This is a genomic window from Lysobacter sp. Root916 (assembly GCF_001429785.1).
Classification (GTDB): domain Bacteria; phylum Pseudomonadota; class Gammaproteobacteria; order Xanthomonadales; family Xanthomonadaceae; genus Lysobacter.
Genome location: NZ_LMJF01000012.1, coordinates 475,313 through 498,304, shown reverse-complemented (window position 1 = coordinate 498,304; position 22,992 = coordinate 475,313). Strand labels below are relative to the sequence as shown.

Below are 22,992 nucleotides of genomic sequence, written 5' to 3'. Positions count from 1 at the left end.
GGTTATTGTCGCGCGATGCCGCCCGCTACGCATCCCTCCGCCGCCAGCGCCTATGCTGCGGACTTCGTCGAACGCGTGCTGGCCGACGCCCTGCGCCACGACGCCCGCGTCTACGCGATCGCCGGCCTGCAGGGCAGCGGCAAGTCGACCCTGGCCGCGCAGGTCGCGGCGCTCGCCGGCGAACGCGGACTGCGGGTGGCGGTGCTGTCGATCGACGACTGCTACCTGGGCCGGCGCGAACGCGCGCAACTGGGCCGCCGGGTGCATCCGCTGCTGGCCACGCGCGGCCCGCCGGGCACTCACGAGGTCGAACTGGCCTGTGCCACCCTGGACTCCTTGCGCGCCGGCGGCGCCGCACGCCTGCCGCGCTTCGACAAGCTCGGCGACCGCCGCCTGCCGCCCTCGCGCTGGCCGCGCCTGCGCGCGGTCGATCTGACCCTGTTCGAAGGCTGGTTCCTCAAGACCCCGGCACAGACGGGGGCGGAGCTGATCGAGCCGATCAACGCCCTGGAGCGCGACGAGGACCGCGACGGCGTCTGGCGCGGCTACTGCAACCAGGCCTTGGCGCAGGACTACCCGGCGCTGTGGGCGCGCCTGGACCGGCTGCTGTTCCTGCAGCCGCCGGGCTTCGAACACGTACCGGAGTGGCGGTGGCAACAGGAGCGTGCGCTGCAGGCCGCCAGCCCCGGGCGCGCGGGCATGGACCGCGCCCGGATCGAACGCTTCGTGCGCCTGTTCGAACGGGTGAGCCGGCAGGCGCTGGCGCGGCTGCCGGAGATCGCCGACTGGACGGTGCCGGTGGACGCGCGCCGGCGCGTGCTCGCCTAGAGCCGCGCGCTGGCGCGCGACGGCGCCGTCACTCGACGATGAAGCTCACCCGCAGGTTGACCCGCCACTCGGTCACCGTGCCGTCGTCCTCGGTCACGACCTTGATCTCGTTGACCCACGCCCCCTTGATGTTCTTCACCGATTCGCCGCACTTCTTCAGTCCCGATTTGACCGCGTCCTCCATGCTGGTCTTGGAAGAGGCGTTGAGTTCGATGATCTTGGCGATCGCCATGGGCGTGCTCCTGTCTGGCCGGCGCGCGGGTTTGCGACCGGAACGGCGAGCCTAGGCTGGCCGGCGTTAAGGCCACGCAACAGCCGCCGCCAGCGCGGAGCCGCGGCTGGCTACAATCGCGGCATGAATCCCGCGAGCAATCTGATCCTGGTGGGCCCGATGGGGGCCGGCAAGAGCTGCATCGGCCGCCGCCTGGCCGAGCGCTACGGCCTGCGCCTGGCCGATGCCGACCGCGAGATCGAACAGCGCACCGGCGCCACCGTCGCCACCATCTTCGAATGCGAGGGCGAGGCCGGCTTCCGCGCGCGCGAGCGCGCGACCCTGGCCGAGCTGCTGGCCGAGGACGGCCTGCTGCTGGCCACCGGCGGCGGCGCGGTGCTGGACCCGGACAACCGCGCCCTGCTGCGCGAGCGCGGCTATGTGGTGCACCTGCAGGTCAGCGTGGAGGCGCAACTGGAGCGCCTGGCGCGCGACCGCACCCGCCCGCTGCTGGCGCGCGACGACCGCGAGGACGTGCTGCGCACGCTGTCGACGCAGCGCGCGCCGCTGTACGCCGAAGTGGCCGACCTGCGCTTCGACACCGAACGCATGACCGCGGCCGACGCCGCGGCCAAGCTCGCCGACGAACTCGACCTTTGCTGGCTCCGTCCCGCGCACGCGCACGGAGCCTCCGCATGACTACCCCCGCCTCGCAGCCCTTGCACAGAGTGAAGGTGTCGGGCGACGCCGCCTATGCGATCGACATCGGCCCCGGCCTGCTCGCCGACGCCGAGCACGTCGCCGTGCACCTGCGCGGCCGCCACGCCCTGATCGTCAGCGACGGCCACGTCGCGCCGCTGTACGCCGATGCGCTGGAACGCGCGCTGCGGGCGGCCCGCCCCACCCTGTCGCTGGCGCGCTACGTGCTGCCGCCGGGCGAACACGAGAAAACCCTGGCGCGCTTCGGCGAATGCCTGGACGCGCTGGCCCGGCTCGGCGCGACCCGCGACGCCACCGTGCTGGCCCTGGGCGGCGGCGTGGTCGGCGACCTCGCCGGTTTCGCCGCCGCCTGCTGGATGCGCGGCGTCGACGTGGTGCAGCTGCCGACCACCCTGCTGGCGATGGTCGATTCCTCGGTCGGCGGCAAGACCGCGGTCGATCTGCCCAGCGGCAAGAACCTGGTCGGCGCCTTCCATCCGCCGCGCGCGGTGATCGCCGACACCGCCACCCTGCGCAGCCTGCCCGCGCGCGAACTGCGCGCCGGTCTGGCCGAAGTGGTGAAGTACGGCGCGATCTTCGACGAGAGCTTCCTGGCCTGGCTGGAGGCGCATGCCACGGCCTTGCTCAGCGGCGACGACGCGACCTTGGCGCAGGCGATCGCGCGCAGCTGCGCCTACAAGGCCGACGTGGTCGCGCGCGACCCCTACGAGCGCGGCGATCGCGCCCTGCTCAATTTCGGCCATACCTTCGGTCACGCCATCGAAACCGAACAGGGCTACGCCGGCGCCACCGGCGATGGCCTCAATCACGGCGAAGCGGTCGCGGTCGGCATGGTGCTGGCGGCGCGACTGTCGGCGGAGCTGGGCATGGCCGACGCCGCCGACACCCAACGCTTGCGCAGCCTGCTGGAAGCGCTGGGCCTGCCGACCACGATCCCGGCAGGCCTGTCGCCCGACGCCCTGCTCGCGCGCATGCGCCTGGACAAGAAAGCCGACGCCAGCGGCCTGCGCTTCATTCTGTGGGATCGCGCCGGCCTGGCCCGGATCGTGTCGGGGGTGGCCGACGAAGCGGTGTTGAACGTCCTCGCCAGCGGCTAATCGAGCCCGTTACCGGCGGGCCTTGCCTCGCCGACCCCGGAGCCGCACAGTGCGCCACCGGCCCGCTGCCGCAACGAGCGGTTCCATCCGTTGCAGGGGCACAGGGGCACCGCATGAGTTCGCAGTTCGACTTTCTCGACAAACACTATTGCGCGACCGAGTCGGTGCAGGTCGCGGCGCAAGCCGTGTTCGAACGCTACGGCCCGTATCCGCGCGCGCGCACCGCGGTGGCGGTCTACGCCATCGACTGGCAGGCCTGGACCGACACCATCGCCGACGTGGTGCGCGCCTATGCGCAACGCGGCGCGGCATCGCGCGCGGGCACGGCCACGCTGGACGCCAGCGGCAAGGAGTGGCGCATCGTCCTCACCGGCATGCGCTACGTCAGCGCCGGACGCTACTCGCAGGGCGGCGGCGCGACCTACCGGGTCAACGAGTACCGCGACGGCACGGTCCAGCTGAAGGCGAGCGCGGTCGGCAATCCGCCGCAACTGGGCGAGGTCACTCACTTCGAACATCTGTCCGGAACCTTGGTCGGACCGGTTGAGTTGTCGCAGCAGTAAACGGCGTTGCCGCGCAGCCCGCTAGGGAGTCGGACCTAGCTTCGTCCGCCTGCGCCGCCCCTCGCCCGATAGCGAGCGAAGGGCCGGCGAGTCGCGCTTACGCCGCCGCCTTCACCCGCGCCAGGGCGCGCTGGTTGGAGGCGTACGGATTGTCCAGATAAGGCACCGCGTCGGCCTGGACCGCCTCGATCCACTGCTGCGTGCTCAGCACCGCGGCGAAGCGGCTTTGGAATACCACCGAAAACACCCGATGGATCTCCTCGGCGCTGGCCTGGCCGGCGCTGTTCTCGTACGACAGCGAACCGCTGGCGTCGCTGAGGAACTCCACGTTCAGCTGCAGGTGCGCGGCTTCGAAGATGGTCGAGGCGTCGCAGTTGTGGGTCATGTAGCCGACCACGCTGAGGGTGTCGACGCCGTTGGCGGCGATCCAGTCCTTGAGATCGGTGCCGGTGAACACGCTGGGGAAATTCTTTTCGATGTAGTGGTCGCGCGGACGGCCGCCGACGACCTCGTTGAGCTCCCAACCCGACGTGCCTTTGACGAATACCGGCGCCTCCGGCGGCGCGGTGTTCTGTACCACCACCACCGGCACGCCGGCGGCGCGCGCGGCGTCCATGGCGCGGCCGATGTTGGGCAGGGTCTGGCTCACCGGCGGGTGCTCGATGAGCAGGCCGCCGCTGAAGTACTCGTTCTGGACGTCGACGACGATCAGGGCGCGCTTGCGGGTCATGGCGGAATTCCTAATGAGTGGGGAAGGGATCGGACGAGGCACATGCTCCGCTTGAGGCGGAATCGCCGACAGTGGCCCGATTGCCAATATTCGATAGAATCGGGCCATGAACGCCGACACCATCGCCGTGGTCGCCTTCGACCGCATCAGCCCCTTCCATCTGTCGGTGCCCTGCATCGTGTTCGAGGACCGCGGCTTCGACGGCCAGCCGCGCTTCGAACTGCGCGTGTGCGCGGCCGAACCCGGCCCGCTGCGCACCCAGGCCGGTTTCAGCATCGCGGTCGAGCATGGGCTGGAAGGCCTGGACGACGCCGGCGTGGTGATCGTGCCGTCCTGGCGCGATGCCGACGAACGCCCGCCCGAGGCCCTGCTGCAGGCGCTGCGCCGGGCCCATGCGCGCGGCGCGCAGATCGTCGGCCTGTGCCTGGGCGCCTACGTGCTGGCCGAGGCCGGCCTGCTCGACGGCCGCCGCGCCACCACCCATTGGCATTGGAGCGAGCACTTCGCCCAGCGCTATCCGCAGGTGCGCCTGCAATCGGACGTGCTCTACGTCGACGACGCCGAACTGACCACCTCGGCCGGCACCGCGGCGGCGCTGGACTGCTGCCTGCACCTGCTGCGCCGGCGCTGCGGCGCGGACCTCGCCAGCCGGGTCGCGCGCCGGCTGGTGGTGGCCCCGCACCGCCAGGGCGGCCAGGCCCAGTACATCGAGCGGCCGGTGCCGGCCTCGGCCCAGGACGAGCGGTTGTCGGGGGTGCTGAGCTGGGCCCTGGCCCATCTGGAGCAGCCGCACAGCCTGGACGCGCTGGCCGAACGCGCGCTGATGAGCCGGCGCAGCTTCACCCGCCGCTTCCGTCAGAGCACCGGCACCACGGTCGCGCAGTGGCTGGCGAACCAGCGCCTGGCGCGCGCGCAGCGGCTGCTGGAAAGCACCGATCGGCCGATCGAGGCGATCGCCGCCGACACCGGATTCGGCTCGGCGGTGTCGCTGCGCCAGCACTTCGCGGCCGCGCTCAAGACCTCGCCCTCGGCCTATCGGCGCGAGTTCCGCGGCGGCTGACACCGTTGCGGCGCCGCCTGCCGCTACAATCCAGGCGTGCGCCTACTCCTACAACAACGCCCCGACGGCCGCGAAGCCCCGCGCTTCGTGCAGCTGATGCTGCAGCCCGACCTGCTGGGCGGCTGGACCCTGGTGCGCGAAACCGGCCAGATCGGCGGCCGCAGCAGCGTGCGCCGCGAGCAGTTCATGGACCGCGACAGCGCCTTCGCCGCGCTGGAACATGCGCGCGATCAGCAGCTCAAGCGCGGCTTCCAGCTGATGTTCGCCCAGGGCGCGGAAGCGCCGACCGAGTGACGGCGCGCCGCGCGGGCGCCCGCGCGGAACACAGCAACGCAGCCACGCAGCGCTGCGCGGCTCGCTTCGGCCCCGCCGCACCGCGATAATGCGCGCCCAGCCGACGCCCCCGCGCACCAGGAATCCAGCATGAGCCTTACCGACGCCGCACCCGCCAACGACCGCTTCCTGCGCGCCCTGCGCCGCGAGCCGGTCGATCGCACGCCGGTGTGGCTGATGCGCCAGGCCGGCCGCTACCTGCCCGAGTACCGCGCCACCCGCGCCCAGGCCGGCAGCTTCCTCAACCTGGCCAAGAACCCGGAGCTGGCCTGCGAGGTCACCCTGCAGCCGCTGCGCCGGTTCCCGCTGGACGCCGCGATCCTGTTCTCCGACATCCTCACCGTGCCCGATGCGATGGGCCTGGGCCTGTACTTCGCCGACGGCGAGGGTCCGAAGTTCGAACGCCCGATCCGCAGCGCGGCCGACATCGACCGCCTGGCCGTGCCGGACATGGAAGGCGAGCTGCGCTATGTGATGGACGCGGTGCGCACGATCCGCCGCGAATTGAACGGTTCGGTGCCGCTGATCGGTTTCTCCGGCAGCCCCTGGACCATCGCTTGCTACATGGTCGAGGGCGGCGGCAGCGACAACTATTCCAAGGTCAAGGCGCTAGCGCTCAACGATCCGGCGGCGATGCACAAGCTGCTGGGCGTGGTCACCGACGCGGTGATCGCCTACCTGCAAGCCCAGCACGCCGCCGGCGCGCAGGCGCTGCAGGTGTTCGACACCTGGGGCGGCGTGCTGTCGCCGGCGATGTACCGCGAGTTCTCGCTGCGCTACCTGCAGCGCATCGCCGCCGAACTGCCGCGCGGCGCGGGCGCGCAGCGCGCGCCGCTGATCCTGTTCGGCAAGGGCAACGATCCCTATCTGGAAGACCTGGCCGGCAGCGGCGCCGAAGCGGTGGGCGTGGACTGGACCATCGGCCTGGGCGACACCGCGCGCCGCATCGGCGGCCGCGTCGCGATCCAGGGCAACCTCGACCCGGTCACCCTGTACGCCACGCCCGCGGCGATCCGCGACCAGGTCGGACGCGCGCTGGACGATTATCGCGACGGTAACGGCGGTTCGCGCGAAGGCCACGTGTTCAACCTCGGCCACGGCCTGTCGCCGGACATGAGCCCGGACCACGTGGCGGCGATGGTGAGCGCGGTGCACGAACTCAGTGTTAGGAGCCGGGATTAGGGATTAGGGATTAGGGATTAGGGATTAGGGATTAGGGACAAGCTTGAGGACGTCGCTCTTGCGAATCCCGAATCCCGAATCCCGAATCCCCAATCCCGGCCTTCAACCCACGTCGATCTTATTGCTGCGCAGCAGCCGCGAAGGGTCTGCCGGCGCGTCGCTGGGCGCGCCGTACTCGAGGCGGATCTCGCGCATGTCCTTGGGCACCGCCTGCTCGATCTCCTCCGGCGGTTCACAGCCCGGCTGCAGGCGCTTGTGCAGGCCCATACCGATCATCATCAGCGCGCGCGCCTCGTCCGACTGCGGCTCGCGCGCAAGCACGCGGTCGCTCATCAGGTAAACGCTGTCCACGCCGTCCTTGGACAGCGTGGACACCGCGCCGCTGGGCGTGGGCGCGCCGGCTTCGAGTTTTTCGATCGGCAGCGGGTCCCAGCAGCGGCCGGTGCTGGCCACGGTCAGGCGCCCGGACAGATCGGACGCGAATTCCTCCAGCGAAGCGCGCGCCTGCGCGGGCGTGGCCGCCTTGGCCGGCACGCTGTAGCGGCCCTTGACCAGGTACATGCGATCCAGTTGCAGAGTCATCGCCGAACTCTTGCGCTCGCCCTGGCTCGTGTAGGCCAGGTCCAGCGAGCGCCCGCTGACCGCGCCGTCCTTGCGGCGCGCCGAGGCGAAACTGCGCAGCTCGCCCATGTCCATGTCCTGGTAACCGCCGGGCTGGCGGCCGACCTCGGCCAGGGCCTCGCGCTCCTCGCCGGCGACGCGCTCGAACTCGTCCGGCGACAGCACGCCGGCCGGATAGAAGTACACGTCGATCCAACGATCGCTGCGGTTGCTCAGCGCGTAGCGTACCGACACGCCGAATTCCTGGCGGTCGTAGCGGTGTTCGTCCACCGCCTGCCATTTGCCCACGCGCAGCGGATACACCACCCGGGTCTCGCGCAGGTAACCGCCCAACAGCGGCACCGTCTGCGTCTGCGCCGTATCGGCGCTGGCGACGGCGTCGGCGCCGCGCGCGACGGCCGGTATCCACGCGAGCGCACCGAGCAAGGCCCAGCCCATCGCCCCCGCGCAGCCCACCCCGCGCACCGCTGTACCGATCATCTTCGCTCCCGATTCCGCCTGCCTGCAGCGCCGCTTCCGCGACCCTGCTTACGTCGCGATCATGCGCCGCTTCGGCGGCACCTGCCAGCCTGCCGCACGCCGCCGGGACAGCCGGCCTTCACGCGGTCGGCGGCAGCGCCTCGTCGAGCACCGCGGCCAGCATCGCGCCGGTCACCGGCTTGCGCAGGAAGCGATCGAAGCCGGCCGCGATCGCCTGCGGTTCGGCATCGGCATCGGCGCGCGCGGTGACCGCGATCAGCGGGCGCGCGTAGCCCTGGGCGCGCAGTTGGCGGGCCAGGTCCAGGCCGTTGAGACCGGGCAGATCGAGATCGAGCAAGGCCGCGTCGTAGTTCGCCGTCGCCACCTCGGTCAGCGCGCCCAGGCCGTTGCCGACATGGGTCACGCGATGCCCCTGCGCACGCAGCAGGCCGGCGATGACCAGGGCCACGGTCGTATCGTCCTCGACCAACAGCAGCGCCAGCGGCGCGCGCCGCGATGCGCCGACCCGGTCGGGCGCGCTGGCGCCGCTGGCGACGATTGCCGCCGGCAGCGGCAGTTCGAAGCAGAAGCGCGCGCCTTCGCCGGGCCGGCTGTCCACGGTAAGCAATCCGTTCATCGCCGCCGCCAGCTCCTGACAGATCGCCAGCCCCAGGCCGCTGCCGCCATAGCGCGCGGCGGTGCGCGCGCCCTCGGCCTGCTCGAAGCGGCGGAACAAGCGCGACTGCTGCTCTTCGTTCAAGCCCGGGCCGGTGTCGGCGACTTCGAAGCGCACGCCCTGCGGCGCCATCGCCGACACCCGCAGCGAGACCTGGCCCTGTTCGGTGAATTTGATCGCATTGCCGAGCAGGTTGAGCAGGATCTGCCGGACCCGATGCGGGTCGCCGCGCAAACCGCGCGGCGCGTCGTGCGCGATGTCCAGCTCGAAGGCCAGGCCGCGCTTGCGCGCCAGCGGCGCCATCAGCGCGCTCGCGTCCTCGACCAGCGCGCGCACATCGAAGGCCTCGTCGGCCAGCTCCAGCTTGCCCGATTCGATCCGGGCCAGATCCAGCGCGTCGTTGACCAGACGCAGCAGGTGCTTGCCGGCGCGCTGGATCGATTCGGTGTAACTGCGCTGCTGGGTATCCAGCGGCGTGTCCAGCAGCAGTTCGCTCATGCCCAGCACGCCGGTCATCGGCGTACGCACTTCGTGACCCAAGGTGGCGAGGAAGCGGGTCTTGGCCAGCGAGGCCTCCTTGGCGATCTCGCGCTCGTGCTCGGCGGCCTGCCAGTCGAGACGGCGCTTGAGCCGTCTGCGGTAGCGATCGGCCGCCCACCACGCGCCCAGGATAGCGATGCCGACCAGCGCCGCCAGCGCCGGTGGCGTGCGCCACCACGGCGGCTGCACGGTCAGCGAGAACTGGCGCGACTGCGACCAGATGCCGTCGGCGTTGGCCGCCTGCACTTCCATGCGGTAAGTGCCGGGTTCCAGCTTGGAGAACACGCGCTCGCCGTTGCCGGACTGGATCACCCAATCCGGGTCGTAGCCGTGCAAACGGAAGCGGTAGCGATGCGATTGCAGATCGACGAAGGACAGCAGGCGCGCCGACACGCGCAGGTCGCGGTCCTGCGGGCCCAGCACCACCGGGCGCTCGGGATCGAGCTTAAACTCGTCCTCGTCGCGGCGGTAGCTCAGGGTTTCGATCACCAGGCGCGGCGACTTGGCCGCCTCCGGCGCGCGCCCCGCGTCGAACAGGACCACGCCGTCCATGGTCACCGCCGCGGCCACGCCGGAGGGCGTGAGCAGCGGATTGCGCTCGGTGAACTCCTGGCTGGGCAGGCCGTCGCGCATGCCGTAGATGCGCAGGCGCTGGCGGGTCTGGTTCCAGCAGATCAGGCCGCGGCGCGTGGTCAGCCAGACGTTGTCGCCCCAGGCCAGCACGCCGCCGGACTCGGTCGCCGGCAGGCCTTCGTCGCCGCTCACGCGCGCCAGCAGGCGCAGCTCGCGACCGTCCCAGGCGTATTGCTCCAAGGCTTCCAGACGATGCAGCCACAGCCGGTCCTTGCCGGCCATCGCGAAGCCGAACACGCGCCCGGCCGGCCCGCCCGGCAAGGCGTCGAAGCGGCGCGCGGCCGCGTTCCAGCGCGACAGGCCGGAGGGCCCGGCCATCCACAGCGCGCCGTCGGGGCCGACATCGATCTGCTCGATGTACAGGCTGTCGACGCCGCGGTCGTCCTCCGGCTTCACCGACAGCTGCACCCGCCCCTCGCTGTCGCGCATCTGCAGCGCCGGCGGCATGTAGGCGATCCAGACGTTGCCGTCGGGCGTCTGCACCAGTTGGTCGGTGATGCCGTCGTCGCCCAACGCCGCGTCGCGCGGCGAGCTCGCGCTCCAGTTGCGCACGCTGCCATCCGGCGCCACCCGCGAGAGGCCGTGGTTGTCGCCGAACCACAAGGCGCCGTCGCGCGCCTCCAGCATCGAATACAGCGCGGCGTCGGCCACCGCCGGCACCTTGCGCTGGGTCGAGCGGCCGTCGGCCAGGTTCAGGTGATCGACCACGCCGCGCTCGCCGACCATCCACACGTTGCCGTCGCGGCTGGTCGCAAGGTCGCGCATGTAGCCCACGCGCGTCGCGCCGGGGCGGCCGGTGCCGGGCTTGAGCACGGTGAACTGCCGCCAGTTCGGCGCCAGATAGGCGACGCCCTCCTCCTCGGTCGCGAACCACCAACCGCCTTCGTGGTCCTGCAGCAGATCGAGGGTGTTGATTTCCGAGATCGCGATGTCGCCGGCCGGCGGCATCAAGCGCCCGCCGAGCACGCGACGCAGACCGCGATGGGTCGCGACCCAGTAGCTGCCGGGACCGTCGCCGACCACGCCGTACACACCGATCTTGTCGGCGGGCTGAAACCACGGCATCTGCGCGATGCGGCCGTCGGGCGTGCGCCGGAACGCGCGCAGACCGGCGCCGATCCACAGCGTACCGTCGGCGGCCGGCGTCAAGGCGGTGACCCAGGCGCCGCTGATGCCCGCATGCGCGACCGTGCGGAAACGCGCGCCGTCCCAGTAGGCCAGGCCGGTGGTCGTGCCCACCCACAGCCGACCGCTGCTGTCGGTCTTCATGGTCCAAATGTATTCGCCGGGCAGACCGCTCTGCGCCGCGGGCGCGCCCTTGGCCGCGCCGGCCTTGTCGGGCATATAGCGGGTGATGCGGCCTTCGGCGTCGAGGCGGTGCACGCCCGCGCCGTCGGTGCCGAACCAGATCGCGCCGTCGGGCGTGGACGTGATCGTGTAGATCTCGTCGCTGCCGATGTCGGGATGGGTGTCGCGGCTGTAGTGGACGAAGTTCTGACGCTCGCGGTCGAGCATGTGCAGGCCGCCGCCGCTGAGCCCGACCCAGACCCGGTTGCGCGCATCCACGTGCAAGGCCTGGACCATGTTGCTGGGCAGCGAGCCCGGATCGCCGGGCACGTGGCGCCAGACCCGGAAGCTGATGCCGTCGTAACGCGCCAGGCCGTCGTGGGTGGCCAGCCAGATGTAGCCCTCGGCGTCCTGGGCGAGCGCGGCCACGGTGCTGGAGGGCATGCCCTCGGCGACGCCGTAGTAGCGGAACTGCGGCGTCTCCGGCAGCGCCGCGCGCACCGGCAGCGCCAGCGCCGCGAGCAGCAGCCAGCACAGCCAACGCGCCCATCCCGGGCTTCCATGCACGACCGCTGGCCTGAGCATCCTCGGGTCCGATTCCTTGCTGTACGGCCGCTAGGCTCCCCGATCCGGGCCCGGCGAAGCAAGGCCCGCGACCGCGCGCCCCACCCCCGCGTTCCGCGACCAAGCCGCAACGGACCGTTGCGGACACGCGTCTACGGGTTCATCGTGCGGTCCATAGAATCCCCGGACGATGCAGGTCGGACCTGCCTTAGGAGCGCCGCGTGCCGAATCCGTCCTACCGTCCGCTGTGGTGCGCGCTGGCGCTGTGCGCGCTGGCGCCGCAGGCGCGTGCGGCCGGGCCGGACACCTACGCGCTGGATCCGGTGCACACGCGGGTGATGTTCGCGATCTCGCATGCCGGCTTCTCCAAGGCCCTGGGCGCCGTATCGGGCAGTACCGGCACATTGAGCTTCGATCGCGAGGACTGGCGCAGCGCGCGTCTGGACGTGCGCGTGCCGCTGACCCGATTGGACCTGGGCGATGCCAAATGGAACGCGGCCGCGCTGGCGCGCAACCTGCTCGATGGCGAACGCTATCCGGAAGCGCGCTTCGTCTCCGACCGCGTCGAGCCGGTCGACGCCGATCATGCCAAGGTCTGCGGCCAGCTCAGCCTGCACGGCCGCAGCGCGCCGCTGTGCATGGACGTGACCCTCAACGCGCTCAAGCGCCATCCGCTGCCGCCGTTCCGCCGCACCGCCGGCTTCTCCGCCACCGCCACCCTCAGCCGCGCCGCGTTCGGCATCGACGCCTGGAAATCGGTGATCGGCGACAGCGTCGAACTGCGCATCGAGGCCGAGGCCGTGCGCGATCGCCAGGCCGGCGAAGCCGACGAGCCGTCACCGGCCGCCGAATCCGAAGTCGCGCCGTCCGCGCCGCCGAGCAAGCCCGACAACGACCCCTACGAACCCGCCCCGGTACCGCACGCATGACGATCAAGAACACCGAACTCCGCTGGGGCGCGATCAGCCAGCTGCTGCATTGGGCGATCGTGCTGCTGATCACGGCGATCGCGATCATCGGCCTGACCATGACCGACATGGCCAACGGCCTGCCCAAGATCAAGATCTACGCCCTGCACAAATCGCTGGGCCTGACCCTGCTGGCGCTGGTGGTCCTGCGCCTGCTGTGGCGCTTCTACGCCGGCGCGCCCAAGCCGGTCGCGGGCACGCCGCATTGGCAGGAGCGCATCGCCTCGCTCACCCATTGGGCGCTGTACCTGCTGATGTTCGCCATGCCGATCACCGGTTGGCTGTTCAATTCCAGCTCCGGCTATCCGCTGCAGTACTTCGGCCTGTTCAACCTGCCCAAGATCGCCGCGGTCAACTCCGGCCTGGCCGATCTGAGCGAATCGCTGCACGAGAACGGCTTCTGGCTGTTGCTGGTGCTGGTGCTCGCGCACGCGGGCGCCGCCTTCTACCACCACCTGTTCCAGAACGACGACACCCTGCGGCGCATGCTGCCGATGCGCCTGCGCCAGGCGCCGGCCGCTGCCCAAGCCGTGCCCGTCGCCGCCGTCGCCCCCACCCCCATTCCGGAGAATCCCGATGTCCCTTAAGCCGCTCGCCGTCGCCCTGCTGTTCGCCGCCGCACCGGTCTACGCCGCCGACTACGCGCAGGCGCCCGGCTCCACCCTGACCTTCGCCACCAAGTATCAGGGCGAAGTGTTCAGCGGCCGCCTGCCCGGTTTCACCACCAAGCTCAGCTTCGATCCGGCGAACCTGACGAACTCGAAGCTCGACGTGGTGATTCCCCTGGCCGGCGTCAGCACCGCCAACGCCGAACGCGACGACAACCTCAAGGGCGCGGATTTCTTCAGCATCGCCAAGTTCCCGCAGGCGCGTTTCACCGCCACCAAGTTTCGCAGCCTGGGCGGCAACAACTACGCCGCCGACGGCAGCCTGAGCCTGCGCGGCGTGAGCAAGCCGGTCACCCTGACGTTCACCTGGACCCCGGGCGCCAAGCCGGTGTTGAGCGGCAAGGCCACGGTCAAGCGCCTGGACTTCGGCGTCGGCGGCGGCGATTGGGCCGACACCTCGGTCATCCCCAACGAAGTCGCGGTCAGCACCAAGGTCATTCTGGTGCCGGCGAAGTAAGCCCGAAAGCGCGATCGCCCCGCACCCTACGCCTCGCGTGGGGTGCGGTAAGCCGAAGGCGCACCGCACCATCGCCCGCTCGCGGGCGCGCCAGCTCAGCCGCCCAAAAACGCCCGCAGCCGCGCCGCGTCGAACGGCCACTCCAGCTCCAGCCCGCGCGCCTGGTCGCGCAACACCGGCACGCGCGTGCCGTAACGCGCCTCCAGCGCCTGGTCCTCGTCGATGAAGACGCTGTCGAATTCGGGCGCGCGCGCCTGCGCCAAGACCTCCAGGGCCAGGTCGCAGAGATGGCAGTCGTCGCGTTGGTACAGGATCAGGTGCATGCGCTTGCGTACTGAGGTCGCGGGGTTCGCGAGCGTCTAGAATACCTAGAGTCCATCTTGGGACGGCTCATGGCCTTCCGCTCGATCCACGCTGCGATCCTGGGCGCGCTGCTGGCGCCGGCCGTGGCGTGGGCCGCTCCGGCCTGCAAGGTCCAACCCGCGCAGCTGATCGCGGCCTGGGAAAGCGACGACGGCGGCCATTTCGAGCAGTTCGAGCTAAACCAACGCGACGGCCAGCGCGGCTTCGACTCCTGGCTGCACGAGCGCCCGGACCTGCTCGACGGCCGTTGGAGCTTCGACCCCAAGACCTGTCGCCTGCGCATAAACCACGCCGCCAGCGGGCAGCGCTGGGACTACGCGGTGCGCATGAGCGGCCCTGACATCCTGCTGCTGCGCGAAGCCGACGAAACCAGCAGCGCCCGCTACCGCAAGATCGCCAACGGACGCTGACCGCGTCCCATCGCCCTCCAGCCGAGCATCCCCCGCCCCATGGCCGTCAGCACCTTCGATCTTTTCAAAATCGGCATCGGGCCGAGTTCCTCGCACACCGTCGGCCCGATGCGCGCCGCGGCGCGCTTCGTCGAACGTTGGCTGGTCGAGAACGGCGAGCTCGAACGCTGCGCGCGGCTGCGCGCCGAAGTGTTCGGCTCGCTGGCGCTCACCGGCCGCGGCCACGGCACCGACAAGGCCGTGCTCATGGGCCTGGAAGGCCATTGGCCGAACCAGATCGATCCCGACATCATTCCCGAGGCGCTGGAGCGCATTCGTAGCAGCAAGCGCATCCGTTTGTTCGGTCAGCGCGAGATCGGCTTCGACGAGAAGCACGATCTGATCATGAACAAGCGCCAGAAGCTGCCGTTCCATACCAACGGCATGCGCTTCACCGCCTACGACGGCGACGGCGAAGTGATCGCCACGCGCGACTACTACTCGGTCGGCGGCGGCTTCGTGGTCAATCAGGACGAGGCGGCCGAAGACCGCATCGTCGCCGATACCACCGACCTGCCCTACCCCTTCCATTCCGGCGACGAACTGCTTGCGCAGGCGCAGCGCAGCGGCTTGAGCATCGCCGCGCTGATGTACGCCAACGAACAGGCCTGGCGCACGCCGGAGCAGATCGACAGCGGTCTGGACGAGATCTGGAAGGCGATGCAGGCCTGCGTCGAGCGCGGCATCCGCCAGACCGGCACCCTGCCCGGCGGCCTGCACGTGTCGCGGCGCGCGCCGGCGCTGTTCGGCGAACTGTCGAGCAAGCCCGAAGCGGCGATGCGCGATCCCTTGACCGTGCTGGACTGGGTCAACCTGTACGCGCTAGCGGTCAACGAAGAGAACGCCGCCGGTGGCCGCGTGGTCACCGCGCCCACCAACGGCGCGGCCGGCATCATTCCCTCGGTGCTGCACTACTACGACCGTTTCTGCCCGGGCGCGAACATCCAGGGCGTGCGCGATTTCCTGCTGACCGCGGCCGCGGTCGGCATCCTGTACAAGGAAAACGCTTCGATCAGCGGCGCCGAAGTCGGCTGCCAGGGCGAGGTCGGCGTGGCCTGCTCGATGGCCGCCGCCGGCCTGGTCGCGGCGTTGGGCGGCACCGCCAGCCAGATCGAGAACGCGGCCGAGATCGGCATGGAACACAACCTGGGCCTGACCTGCGACCCGATCGGCGGCCTGGTCCAGATCCCCTGCATCGAGCGCAACGCGATGGGCGCGGTCAAGGCGATCAACGCCTACCGCATGGCCATGCGCGGCGACGGCAAGCACAAGGTCAGCCTGGACAAGGTCATCAAGACCATGCGCGACACCGGCCGCGACATGCAGGACAAGTACAAGGAAACCTCGCGCGGCGGTCTGGCGGTCAACGTGATCGAGTGCTGAGGCGCAGGAGCTGATCCGATGAGAGGTTTGATCGCAGCGTTGCTCCTACTGGTCTCTACCTCAACGGTCCACGCGGGCGCTTGGGGATACGGGCAGTTCGAAAACGACCATGCATTGGACACGGCAAGCGACTGGAGTGAAGCGGGTTCCGTCGACTCGATCCGGCATGCGCTGGACGCCGCAACGTCGGCCAGATACCTGGACTCGGATGTCGCCGTGGAAGCGCTGGTGGCGGCGGAAGTGGTTGCTGCGGCTCTGGGCAAGCCCAACCACAACCTTCCTGCGGACCTGTCCGCGTGGATAAGCCGCCAGCCTGCGAATCGGTTACGCGCGCTAGCGCCCCAGGCCTTGGCTGCGCTCGCACGCGTACGCAGCCCCGAAGGCTCGGAACTGTACGAGTTATGGGCAGAGAACGACGCCGAAGAGTGGCTGACCCAGGTGAGCGAACTGGCCGAGCGTTTAAGTGCCGCCGCTGTTCGGCCTGTGCTCTAGCCAGCTAGGCCAGGGCCCAAGGAACAACGCCGCATGAGCGCGTCGCTGCGCTGCTTGATCCTACCGGGCATGGACGGCACCGGCGAATTGCTGGACGAATTTGCCGCGGCGCTCGCACCGCAGTTGCGGGCTGAAATCGTGGTCTATCCGCGCGACGCGGCGTTGGGATACGACGCCCTGACCGATCTGGTGCGCCAGCGCCTGCCGCAGGGCGAACCCTTCGTGGTGGTGGGCGAATCCTTCTCTGGTCCGATCGCGATCCGCATCGCCGCCGCGCGACCCGAGGGCCTTCGCGGCGTGGTGCTGTGCGCGAGCTTCGCTCGTGCGCCCAGTCCGCCGGGCTGGGTACTGCCCGCGGCGTGGCTGGGCCGGATCGGCAGCGTCCTGCCGATCGACCGCATTCCCCCTCGATTGACCACAGCGGCGATGCTCGGTCCCTGGGCCGACGCGCCTTGGCGCGCACGCACGCGCGACGTACTGGCCACGCTGGACCCGGCGACGATCCGGGCGCGCATGCGCGCGGGCAGCACCGCCGATGAAACCGCCGCCCTGAGCCGCGTCGCCTGCCCGCTGCTGTACCTGCGCGGCCGCCACGACCGGCTGGTGTCGCGGCGCAGTTGGGAACACATACGCGCGACGCTGCCGCAGGCGAAGTGCGTGGAACTCGACGGCCCGCACTTCCTGCTGCAGGCGAAAGCCGTCGAGGCCGCCGCCGCGATCAAGCGCGCGTTCGAGACTTGAACGCGCTGCCCCGGCGGACGACCGGGCCCGTTCGCACTGTCTTACGCGGCCAGGCCGGCGTGGATGGCGGCGGCGCCCAGTGGCTACTATGTCTCGACGAACAGGACGACCATGCCCCTCGAGACGGAACCTCAGCGCGCGCCCCGCATCCAGCCCGCCCACCCGCGGTGGGAGCAGGACCTGGCATTGCGGGATGCGCCGCCTTCCGGCAATGCCGACAGCTGGGATGAGTTGAACCATCTGGACGAGACCTATCTGGAGTTCTCGATGGCCACGGACATTCCCAGAGGCCCCCTGTTTTGGTGCGGCATCATCTGCCTGGCCATGGGCTTGTTTCCCGGCTACCTGATGTCCATCACCTGGCCGGCGCGTGGCTTCGACATCTGGGCCGATGGCGTGTTGATTGCCGCGTCGCTGCCGATGTTCTGTCTGGCCCTGTTCTTCCTGCGCCTCGATCTGCGCCTGCCCAAGGACCGGCCTGTCCGCTTCAATCGCCGCCAAGGCTTGGTCTACGCCAACCGCTACCTCTGGAACCACAACCCCTTCGGCCGCTGGGGCGGCGACGCGAAAGTCTTCGCTTGGTCCACGCTGCAGGCCGAGATCACCCAGCAGATCGACTCCGGCGGCGAAGTGGCGACGTGGCGCTATGCGTTCGAACTCGTGGCCTGCGCGCCGGGCTCCTTCGAGGAAGTCGACCGCTTCCGGCTGCAACAGGGCGCGCAGACGACCGGCCAGTACGAGGAGCAGTGGGAGCTGCTGCGCCGCTACATGAACGACGGCCTGGAAGGCCTGCCTGCGCAACAGCTGCGCGATCGGACCCCGCGCTTCATCGACTGCCTGCTGTTCGCCATGCCTTGGTTCGCACCGACCCCGACGGGCCGGCGCGCGCGCGAACGCATGCGCGGTTTTTTCGGCACGTTGATGATGGTGCTGATGTCGCTGCCGTTCCCGCTGTGGCTGTTGTTCGGCGTGGGCAACGTCATCGTGATGCGGCTGGCCCCGGACGCGACCTGGCCCGCCGGCGTGGACGAGGCCTCGAAGCGGCCAGGCTGAGCGGCCGGCGCCCTCGCCCTCACAAGGTCTACACATCGCCGACGGCGTAAGCGCGCCCTGCGCCGGCCATGCGGCGCACGGCGATTTTTCCCGCCGGACTTGTGGTTACTATGCGCTGGAGCCAGCTAGGACGCCCTCCATGCCAGCCCGCCTCAGCCGTCGCGATTTCCTCAAATGCAGCGTGGTGGCCGGGATCTCGGTCTACGTCGCCGCGCCGGGCAGCGCCGCGCTGGCCGCCCTGTTCGAACGCGAGCGCCTGCGGCCCATGCCCTGGGACGCGGCCACCGGCAAGATCCGTTACCGCACCGACGCCACCGCCAAGGTCACCGGCGAGAAAGTCTTCAGTTTCGACATGCGCGCGCACGACCTGCCCGGCTGGCCGCGGCAGCAGGCGCACGCGATGCTGCTGCGCGTGACCCGCGCCGATCGCGCCTATGCCGGCTACGACCTGTCCGTGCTGGGCGCGGGCCTGCAACCCGACCGCATCGTCACCGCCGCCGATCTTGCGCGCGACGGCGTCGGCTTTCCGCCCTTCTACGGCGAGCACATGCTGCTGCCCGAAGGCCAGACCCCGGCCTACCTGGGGCATGCGGTCGCGTTGCTGATCTGGCACGACTTCGACCGCTTCCGCGCCGCCAAGACCCGGCTGAAGTTCCGCGACGATCTCATTCGCTGGGGCGCCGAGACCGGCCCCTTGCAGCGCGATCCCTGGGCGAGCTTCCGCTACGTGCGCGTGGGCGGCGCCACCGCCTACGACGACGACGCCTATTCCAGCCTCAAGGACACGCCGCTGTTCCCGTCCGGCTATCGCAAGAACCAGCCGCAGTGGCCGGCCGCGAACGCCGACGGCGCAATCGACGCCCAGGGCGCGGCGCATGCGGCGGCGATGGCGGCCAGCCTGGACGCGCCCGCCGAAGGGCGCCTGGTGCTGCAGCGCGAGTACTACTCGCAATCCATCGACACCGCCGCGCTGGAACCCGACAACGGCAACGGCTGGTACGACCGCAACAACGCCACGCTGCACTTGGTCGCCGCGACCCAGTCGCCGCAGGAAATCGCCGAGGACGGCGCGCGCATGCTGGCGGCGAGCGCGCTGGGCGTGAAGCGGCTGGTGCTGCACCCCTGCTACACCGTCGGCTACGGTTCCAAGGACCACAATCCGTTCCCGTTCTACGCCCTGATCGCGGGGCTGTACGGCGACGGCCGCGCGGTGCGCCTGGCCAACGACCGCTACGAGCAGTTCCAGGCCAGCCTCAAGCGCCACAGCTTCCGCATGCGCTACAAGATCGCGGTGGATCGCAAAAGCGGCCGCTTCGAGATCCTGCAAGGCGACATGACCGGCGACGGCGGCGGTCGGCGCAACTTCTCGCCCTCGGTGTGCCTGGTCGCGGCGACCGCGGCGCAGTCGATCTACTACTTCCCGCGCAGCGACCTGGCCAGCACCGTGATCGCCTCGCACGCGCTCGACGCCGGTTCGGCGCGCGGCTACGGCACCCTGCAGAGCATGGGCGCGACCGAGATGCTGGTCGACGAGGTCGCCAGCGAACTCGGGCTGGACCCGATCGAGCTGCGCGAGCGCAACGTGTTCAAGTCTGGCATGAAGAACACCCAGGGCGCGATCCCGGGCGGCGCCCAGCGCGCCGACGAAGTGCTGGCCCAGGCCAAGGCGCATCCGCTATGGCGCGAGCGCGGCAAGCGCAAGCGCGAGTACGAGGCCGCGCATCCGGGCAAGCGCTACGGCGTGGGCTTCGGCTGCGTGCAGAAGGATTTCGGCACCGGCGCCGAATCCGGTTTCGCAGAAGTCGCGCTGTCCAAGGACGGCCGCATCCTGCTGCGCCAGGTCGCGATCGAGATGGGCACCGGCATGACCACCAGCCAGGCCGCGATCTGCGCGCAATGGCTGGGCCGGCCCGCCGACGAGGTGCGCACCGGCGAGATCGAATGGCCGGAGCTGCCGATGGTCGCGACCGGCGATCCCTGGCTGATGTCGCAGGCCGATCAGGACCGCCATCAGGGCGATCCGCGCTGGACGCCGAACCGGGTGATCCCCAGCAGCGCCAGCAACTCGGCGTATTTCTTCGGCCACGCCACGCGCGAGGCCGCGCGGTTGTTGTTCACCCAGGGCCTGTGGCCGGCCGCGCGCGCCCTGTGGGGCCAGGGCTACGGCGGCGGCCAGTTGGCGCCGCTGGTGGTGCGACGCGAGGACGCGCGCTGGATCGAAGGCAAGCTCACCGCGGCCGGCCTGGTGCCGCTGACCCTGGCGCAACTGGCGGCCAAGGCGCATGAGTTGGGCCTGGCGACCGGCGCGATCGTGCACACCTTCAACCGCTGGCAATGGGCCGAAGCCGAGTTCCCGCTGTCGGGCGACGACGCACGCCTGCCGCTGGACGGCGTGGCGCTGCGTTGGGGCGACGGCAGCGGCGCGGGCGTCGGCACGCCGACCGCGAACGGCTACCGCATGATCGAGCGCACGCGCGCCCACTACCCGCCGACCCAGCGCAACAACGCCGGCGTCGTCTACTACAGCGCGATCGGCACCCTGGCCGAGGTCGCGGTCGACACCGCCACCGGCGCGGTCGAACTGCTCAACCACCACTCCATCCTGGAATGCGGCAACCAGATCGTGCCCGAACTGGTCTCCGGCCAGCTCCAGGGCGGGCTGGCGATGGGCATCGGCCATGCCTTGCACGAGTTCCTGCCGTTGTACGAAGACGGCCCCGGCAACGGCACCTGGAACTTCAACCGCTACACCCTACCGCGCGCGCACGACGTGGCGGTATGGAAGCAAAGCGGCGAAGTGCTGGCGCCGCTGTCCGACACCGACCCGCCCAAGGGCATGGCCGAGGTGGTGATGATCGCGGTGGTGCCGGCGATCGCCAACGCGGTCGCGCACGCCACCGGACGGCGCCTGCGCGAACTGCCGATCACGCCCGAGAAGGTGCTGGCGGCGCTCGCCGGCGGCGCCACGCCGTCAAGCTCGGACAGCGCCACCTCGGAGAACGCCGCATGAGCGCGCCCATCGTAAAGCGACCGCTGGCCCTGCACGTCAATGGCCGCGCCCACGGCCCGATCGACGTGCCCGAGGACATGATGCTGGTCGACGTGCTGCACGAGTACCTCGGCCTCACCGGCACCCGCTTCGGCTGCGGCCAGGGCGTGTGCCGCGCGTGCACGGTGATCGTCGACGACGAGTACGGCCCGCGCGAAGTACGCAGCTGCATCACCGGCGCACACTACTTCGCCGGCAAGCGCATCCGCACCGTCGAAGGCCATGCGCGGCGCGACGCGGCCGGCGCGATCGTCGAACTCTCGCCGGTGCAGCAGGCCTTCCTCGACCATTTCAGTTTCCAGTGCGGCTATTGCACGCCGGGCTTCGTCAACGCCGCCACCGTGCTGCTGGAACGGCTGAAGAAAAACCCGGTGGCCGCGGCCGAGGTCGAAACCACCATCACCGAGGCCCTGGACCCGCACCTGTGCCGCTGCACCGGTTACGTGCGCTATTACCAGGCCGTGAAAGCGCTGGTGCTGGCCACGCCGGGCCTGGTGCGGGAGCGCACGCCATGACCCGGGTCGGCTGGCGGCGCATTCTGGCCTGGGCGGTGCTGCTGCTGGCGATCTGGCTGATCGCGAGCTGGCTGCTGCAATGGTGGGCCGGACGCGGCCCGACTCAGAAAGTCGAGGCCAGCGCCCAGCAACTCGCGCGCGGACGCTACCTCACCGATGCCGCCGACTGCGCCGCCTGCCATACCGCGCCCGGCGGCGCGCCGTTCGCGGGCGGGGTGGCGCTGGCCTCGCCGTTCGGCGCCATCCACGGCACCAACATCACCCCCGATCCCGAACACGGCATCGGCCGTTACACCGCCGAGGATTTCCACCACGCGCTCAGCCGCGGCGAAGCCCGCGACGGCCACCAGCTGTACCCGGCCATGCCCTACGTGTCGTACCGCACGATCGCGCGCGAGGACTCGGACGCGATCTACGCCTATCTGATGAACCAGCCCGCGGTCGCGCAGCCCAATCGCAAGAACGGCGTGAGCTTCCCCTTCAATATCCGCAGCGGCATCGCGCTGTGGAATCTGGCCTTCGCCGGGGCAGGCGCGGACGCGACGCCGGCCTCGCAAGGCGCGTCGCCGGCCTGGCAGCGCGGCCGCTACCTGGTCGATACCCTCGGCCATTGCGGCGAATGCCACAGCCCGCGCGGCTGGGCCGGGCAGCTCAAGCGCGCCCAGCCCTTGGCCGGCAACAACGAACTCGGGCGTTTCGCCGCGCCCGACATCACCCCGCAAGGCCTGGCCGCGCGCGGTTGGGACGCGGCGCAGCTGCGCGGCTATCTGGCGACCGGACTCAACCCGCGCGCGGTGGCCTCGGACGAAATGCTGACCGTGGTGCGGCTGTCGACCAGCCGGCTCACGCCCGGCGATCTGGATGCGATGACCGTCTACCTGCTTGGCGACAAGCCCCTTGCCGCGCAAGCGATCGCTCAAGCCGGCACCGCGGCGCCCGAGGGCGGACGCCGCCATTACCTGGACCTGTGCGCGGGCTGCCACGGCCGCGACCGCGAAGGCGTACCGCATGTCGCGCCCGGATTGCGCGACAACAGCAGCGTGCGCGATCGCGATCCGCACAACCTGATCGTCGCCGTGCTCGACGGCCTGCCCGAGCACGACCTGGTCGGCATGGAACGCATGCAGCCGATGCCGGGCTTCGCCCAGGATTTGGACGACGCTCAGGTCGCCGAACTCGCGAACTGGCTGCGCGCGCAAAGCGGCGCGGCCCCCGTGAACGCCGACGCCGTCGCCGAGCTGCGCAAGGGCAAGCGCGCGCACTGAGCGCTGCTGCGCTCGGTGCAGGAGCGGCGCACGCCGCGACCGTGATCCATCGGACGACCGCGTCGACGCCCCTGCGCGTAGAGGC

22 protein-coding genes and 1 pseudogene are annotated in these 22,992 nt (G+C 70.4%); 18 read left to right on the top strand and 5 right to left on the bottom strand.

Annotated features, from left to right (window positions below; genetic code table 11):
• Positions 1 to 15: 15 nt before the first annotated feature.
• Positions 16 to 828 (top strand): kinase, encoded by an 813-nt coding sequence (locus ASE35_RS11760; RefSeq protein ID WP_057163921.1) that lies wholly within the window; start codon positions 16 to 18, stop codon positions 826 to 828.
• A 28-nt stretch (positions 829 to 856) separates the two neighbouring features.
• Here ASE35_RS11760 and ASE35_RS11755 read toward each other — a convergent pair whose 3' ends face one another.
• Complete coding sequence (locus ASE35_RS11755) at positions 857 to 1,060, bottom strand: dodecin family protein (RefSeq protein ID WP_056182730.1); 204 nt, start codon at positions 1,058 to 1,060, stop codon at positions 857 to 859.
• Between the two features lie 123 nt (positions 1,061 to 1,183).
• Here ASE35_RS11755 and ASE35_RS11750 point away from each other — a divergent pair, with 123 nt between their 5' ends.
• From ASE35_RS11750 to ASE35_RS11740, 3 genes are all read left to right on the top strand, one after another.
• Positions 1,184 to 1,738, top strand: coding sequence for a shikimate kinase (locus ASE35_RS11750; RefSeq protein WP_057163920.1), 555 nt, complete (start codon positions 1,184 to 1,186; stop codon positions 1,736 to 1,738).
• On the top strand, positions 1,735 to 2,856 hold the full coding sequence (gene aroB, locus ASE35_RS11745) for a 3-dehydroquinate synthase (protein ID WP_057161748.1): 1,122 nt from the start codon (positions 1,735 to 1,737) through the stop codon (positions 2,854 to 2,856). The genes ASE35_RS11750 and aroB overlap by 4 nt, the downstream gene beginning before the upstream one ends.
• Before the next feature lie 113 nt (positions 2,857 to 2,969).
• Positions 2,970 to 3,419 carry a hypothetical protein gene (locus ASE35_RS11740; protein WP_056182722.1) on the top strand — a complete coding sequence of 150 codons (450 nt, stop codon included), beginning with the start codon at positions 2,970 to 2,972 and terminating at the stop codon, positions 3,417 to 3,419.
• Positions 3,420 to 3,516: 97 nt separating this feature from the next.
• Here ASE35_RS11740 and ASE35_RS11735 read toward each other — a convergent pair whose 3' ends face one another.
• Positions 3,517 to 4,149 carry a cysteine hydrolase family protein gene (locus ASE35_RS11735; RefSeq protein WP_057163919.1) on the bottom strand — a complete coding sequence of 211 codons (633 nt, stop codon included), beginning with the start codon at positions 4,147 to 4,149 and terminating at the stop codon, positions 3,517 to 3,519.
• Positions 4,150 to 4,255: 106 nt separating this feature from the next.
• On the opposite strand from ASE35_RS11735, the gene ASE35_RS11730 reads away from it, so the two are divergent.
• The 3 genes from ASE35_RS11730 (at position 4,256) to hemE (ending at position 6,724) form a co-directional block, all read left to right on the top strand.
• Entirely contained in the window at positions 4,256 to 5,209 is a 954-nt protein-coding gene (locus tag ASE35_RS11730; protein ID WP_057163918.1) for a helix-turn-helix domain-containing protein, read from the top strand.
• Positions 5,210 to 5,245: 36 nt separating this feature from the next.
• The gene (locus ASE35_RS11725; protein ID WP_056182710.1) at positions 5,246 to 5,503 is read left to right on the top strand and encodes a WGR domain-containing protein; all 258 of its coding nucleotides are present in this window, start codon (positions 5,246 to 5,248) and stop codon (positions 5,501 to 5,503) included.
• 129 nt (positions 5,504 to 5,632) lie between these two features.
• A complete protein-coding gene (gene hemE, locus ASE35_RS11720; RefSeq protein WP_057163917.1) occupies positions 5,633 to 6,724 on the top strand; it encodes a uroporphyrinogen decarboxylase in 1,092 nt (363 codons plus the stop codon).
• A 102-nt stretch (positions 6,725 to 6,826) separates the two neighbouring features.
• Here the strand turns inward: hemE and ASE35_RS11715 are convergent, their stop codons facing one another.
• Complete coding sequence (locus ASE35_RS11715; RefSeq protein ID WP_157489420.1) at positions 6,827 to 7,825, bottom strand: hypothetical protein; 999 nt, start codon at positions 7,823 to 7,825, stop codon at positions 6,827 to 6,829.
• A gap of 118 nt (positions 7,826 to 7,943) precedes the next feature.
• Positions 7,944 to 11,507, bottom strand: a complete 3,564-nt coding sequence (locus ASE35_RS11710) for an ATP-binding protein (RefSeq protein ID WP_057163916.1) — start codon at positions 11,505 to 11,507, stop codon at positions 7,944 to 7,946.
• Positions 11,508 to 11,761: 254 nt separating this feature from the next.
• Between ASE35_RS11710 and ASE35_RS11705 the strand changes: the two genes are divergently transcribed.
• The 3 genes and pseudogenes from ASE35_RS11705 (at position 11,762) to ASE35_RS11695 (ending at position 13,597) form a co-directional block, all read left to right on the top strand.
• A complete protein-coding gene (locus ASE35_RS11705) occupies positions 11,762 to 12,433 on the top strand; it encodes a YceI family protein (protein ID WP_057164039.1) in 672 nt (223 codons plus the stop codon).
• Positions 12,430 to 12,966, top strand: a pseudogene (locus ASE35_RS11700) (cytochrome b); the annotation flags it as partial. The gene ASE35_RS11705 and the pseudogene ASE35_RS11700, both read left to right, overlap by 4 nt.
• An 82-nt stretch (positions 12,967 to 13,048) precedes the next feature.
• A complete protein-coding gene (locus ASE35_RS11695; protein WP_056182698.1) occupies positions 13,049 to 13,597 on the top strand; it encodes a YceI family protein in 549 nt (182 codons plus the stop codon).
• Between the two features lie 95 nt (positions 13,598 to 13,692).
• Here the strand turns inward: ASE35_RS11695 and ASE35_RS11690 are convergent, their stop codons facing one another.
• Positions 13,693 to 13,920 (bottom strand): glutaredoxin family protein, encoded by a 228-nt coding sequence (locus ASE35_RS11690; RefSeq protein WP_057161742.1) that lies wholly within the window; start codon positions 13,918 to 13,920, stop codon positions 13,693 to 13,695.
• A 69-nt stretch (positions 13,921 to 13,989) separates the two neighbouring features.
• Between ASE35_RS11690 and ASE35_RS11685 the strand changes: the two genes are divergently transcribed.
• The 8 genes from ASE35_RS11685 to ASE35_RS11650 all read left to right on the top strand — a co-directional run bounded on the left by ASE35_RS11685 (position 13,990) and on the right by ASE35_RS11650 (position 22,907).
• Positions 13,990 to 14,370, top strand: coding sequence for a hypothetical protein (locus ASE35_RS11685; RefSeq protein WP_057163915.1), 381 nt, complete (start codon positions 13,990 to 13,992; stop codon positions 14,368 to 14,370).
• A 39-nt stretch (positions 14,371 to 14,409) separates the two neighbouring features.
• Positions 14,410 to 15,792 (top strand): L-serine ammonia-lyase, encoded by a 1,383-nt coding sequence (locus tag ASE35_RS11680; RefSeq protein WP_056182689.1) that lies wholly within the window; start codon positions 14,410 to 14,412, stop codon positions 15,790 to 15,792.
• Positions 15,793 to 15,810: 18 nt separating this feature from the next.
• On the top strand, positions 15,811 to 16,284 hold the full coding sequence (locus ASE35_RS11675) for a DUF4259 domain-containing protein (protein ID WP_057163914.1): 474 nt from the start codon (positions 15,811 to 15,813) through the stop codon (positions 16,282 to 16,284).
• A gap of 33 nt (positions 16,285 to 16,317) precedes the next feature.
• Positions 16,318 to 17,025: an alpha/beta fold hydrolase gene (locus ASE35_RS11670; RefSeq protein WP_057163913.1), complete on the top strand. Its 708-nt coding sequence runs from the start codon at positions 16,318 to 16,320 to the stop codon at positions 17,023 to 17,025.
• A 63-nt stretch (positions 17,026 to 17,088) separates the two neighbouring features.
• Positions 17,089 to 18,078, top strand: a complete 990-nt coding sequence (locus ASE35_RS11665) for a DUF6708 domain-containing protein (RefSeq protein WP_157489419.1) — start codon at positions 17,089 to 17,091, stop codon at positions 18,076 to 18,078.
• A gap of 139 nt (positions 18,079 to 18,217) precedes the next feature.
• Positions 18,218 to 21,088, top strand: a complete 2,871-nt coding sequence (locus tag ASE35_RS11660) for a molybdopterin cofactor-binding domain-containing protein (protein ID WP_057163911.1) — start codon at positions 18,218 to 18,220, stop codon at positions 21,086 to 21,088.
• The gene (locus tag ASE35_RS11655) at positions 21,085 to 21,642 is read left to right on the top strand and encodes a (2Fe-2S)-binding protein (protein WP_057163910.1); all 558 of its coding nucleotides are present in this window, start codon (positions 21,085 to 21,087) and stop codon (positions 21,640 to 21,642) included. The genes ASE35_RS11660 and ASE35_RS11655 overlap by 4 nt, the downstream gene beginning before the upstream one ends.
• Positions 21,639 to 22,907, top strand: a complete 1,269-nt coding sequence (locus ASE35_RS11650; protein ID WP_057163909.1) for a cytochrome c — start codon at positions 21,639 to 21,641, stop codon at positions 22,905 to 22,907. Before ASE35_RS11655 ends, ASE35_RS11650 begins: the two co-directional genes overlap by 4 nt.
• Positions 22,908 to 22,992: the final 85 nt, after the last annotated feature.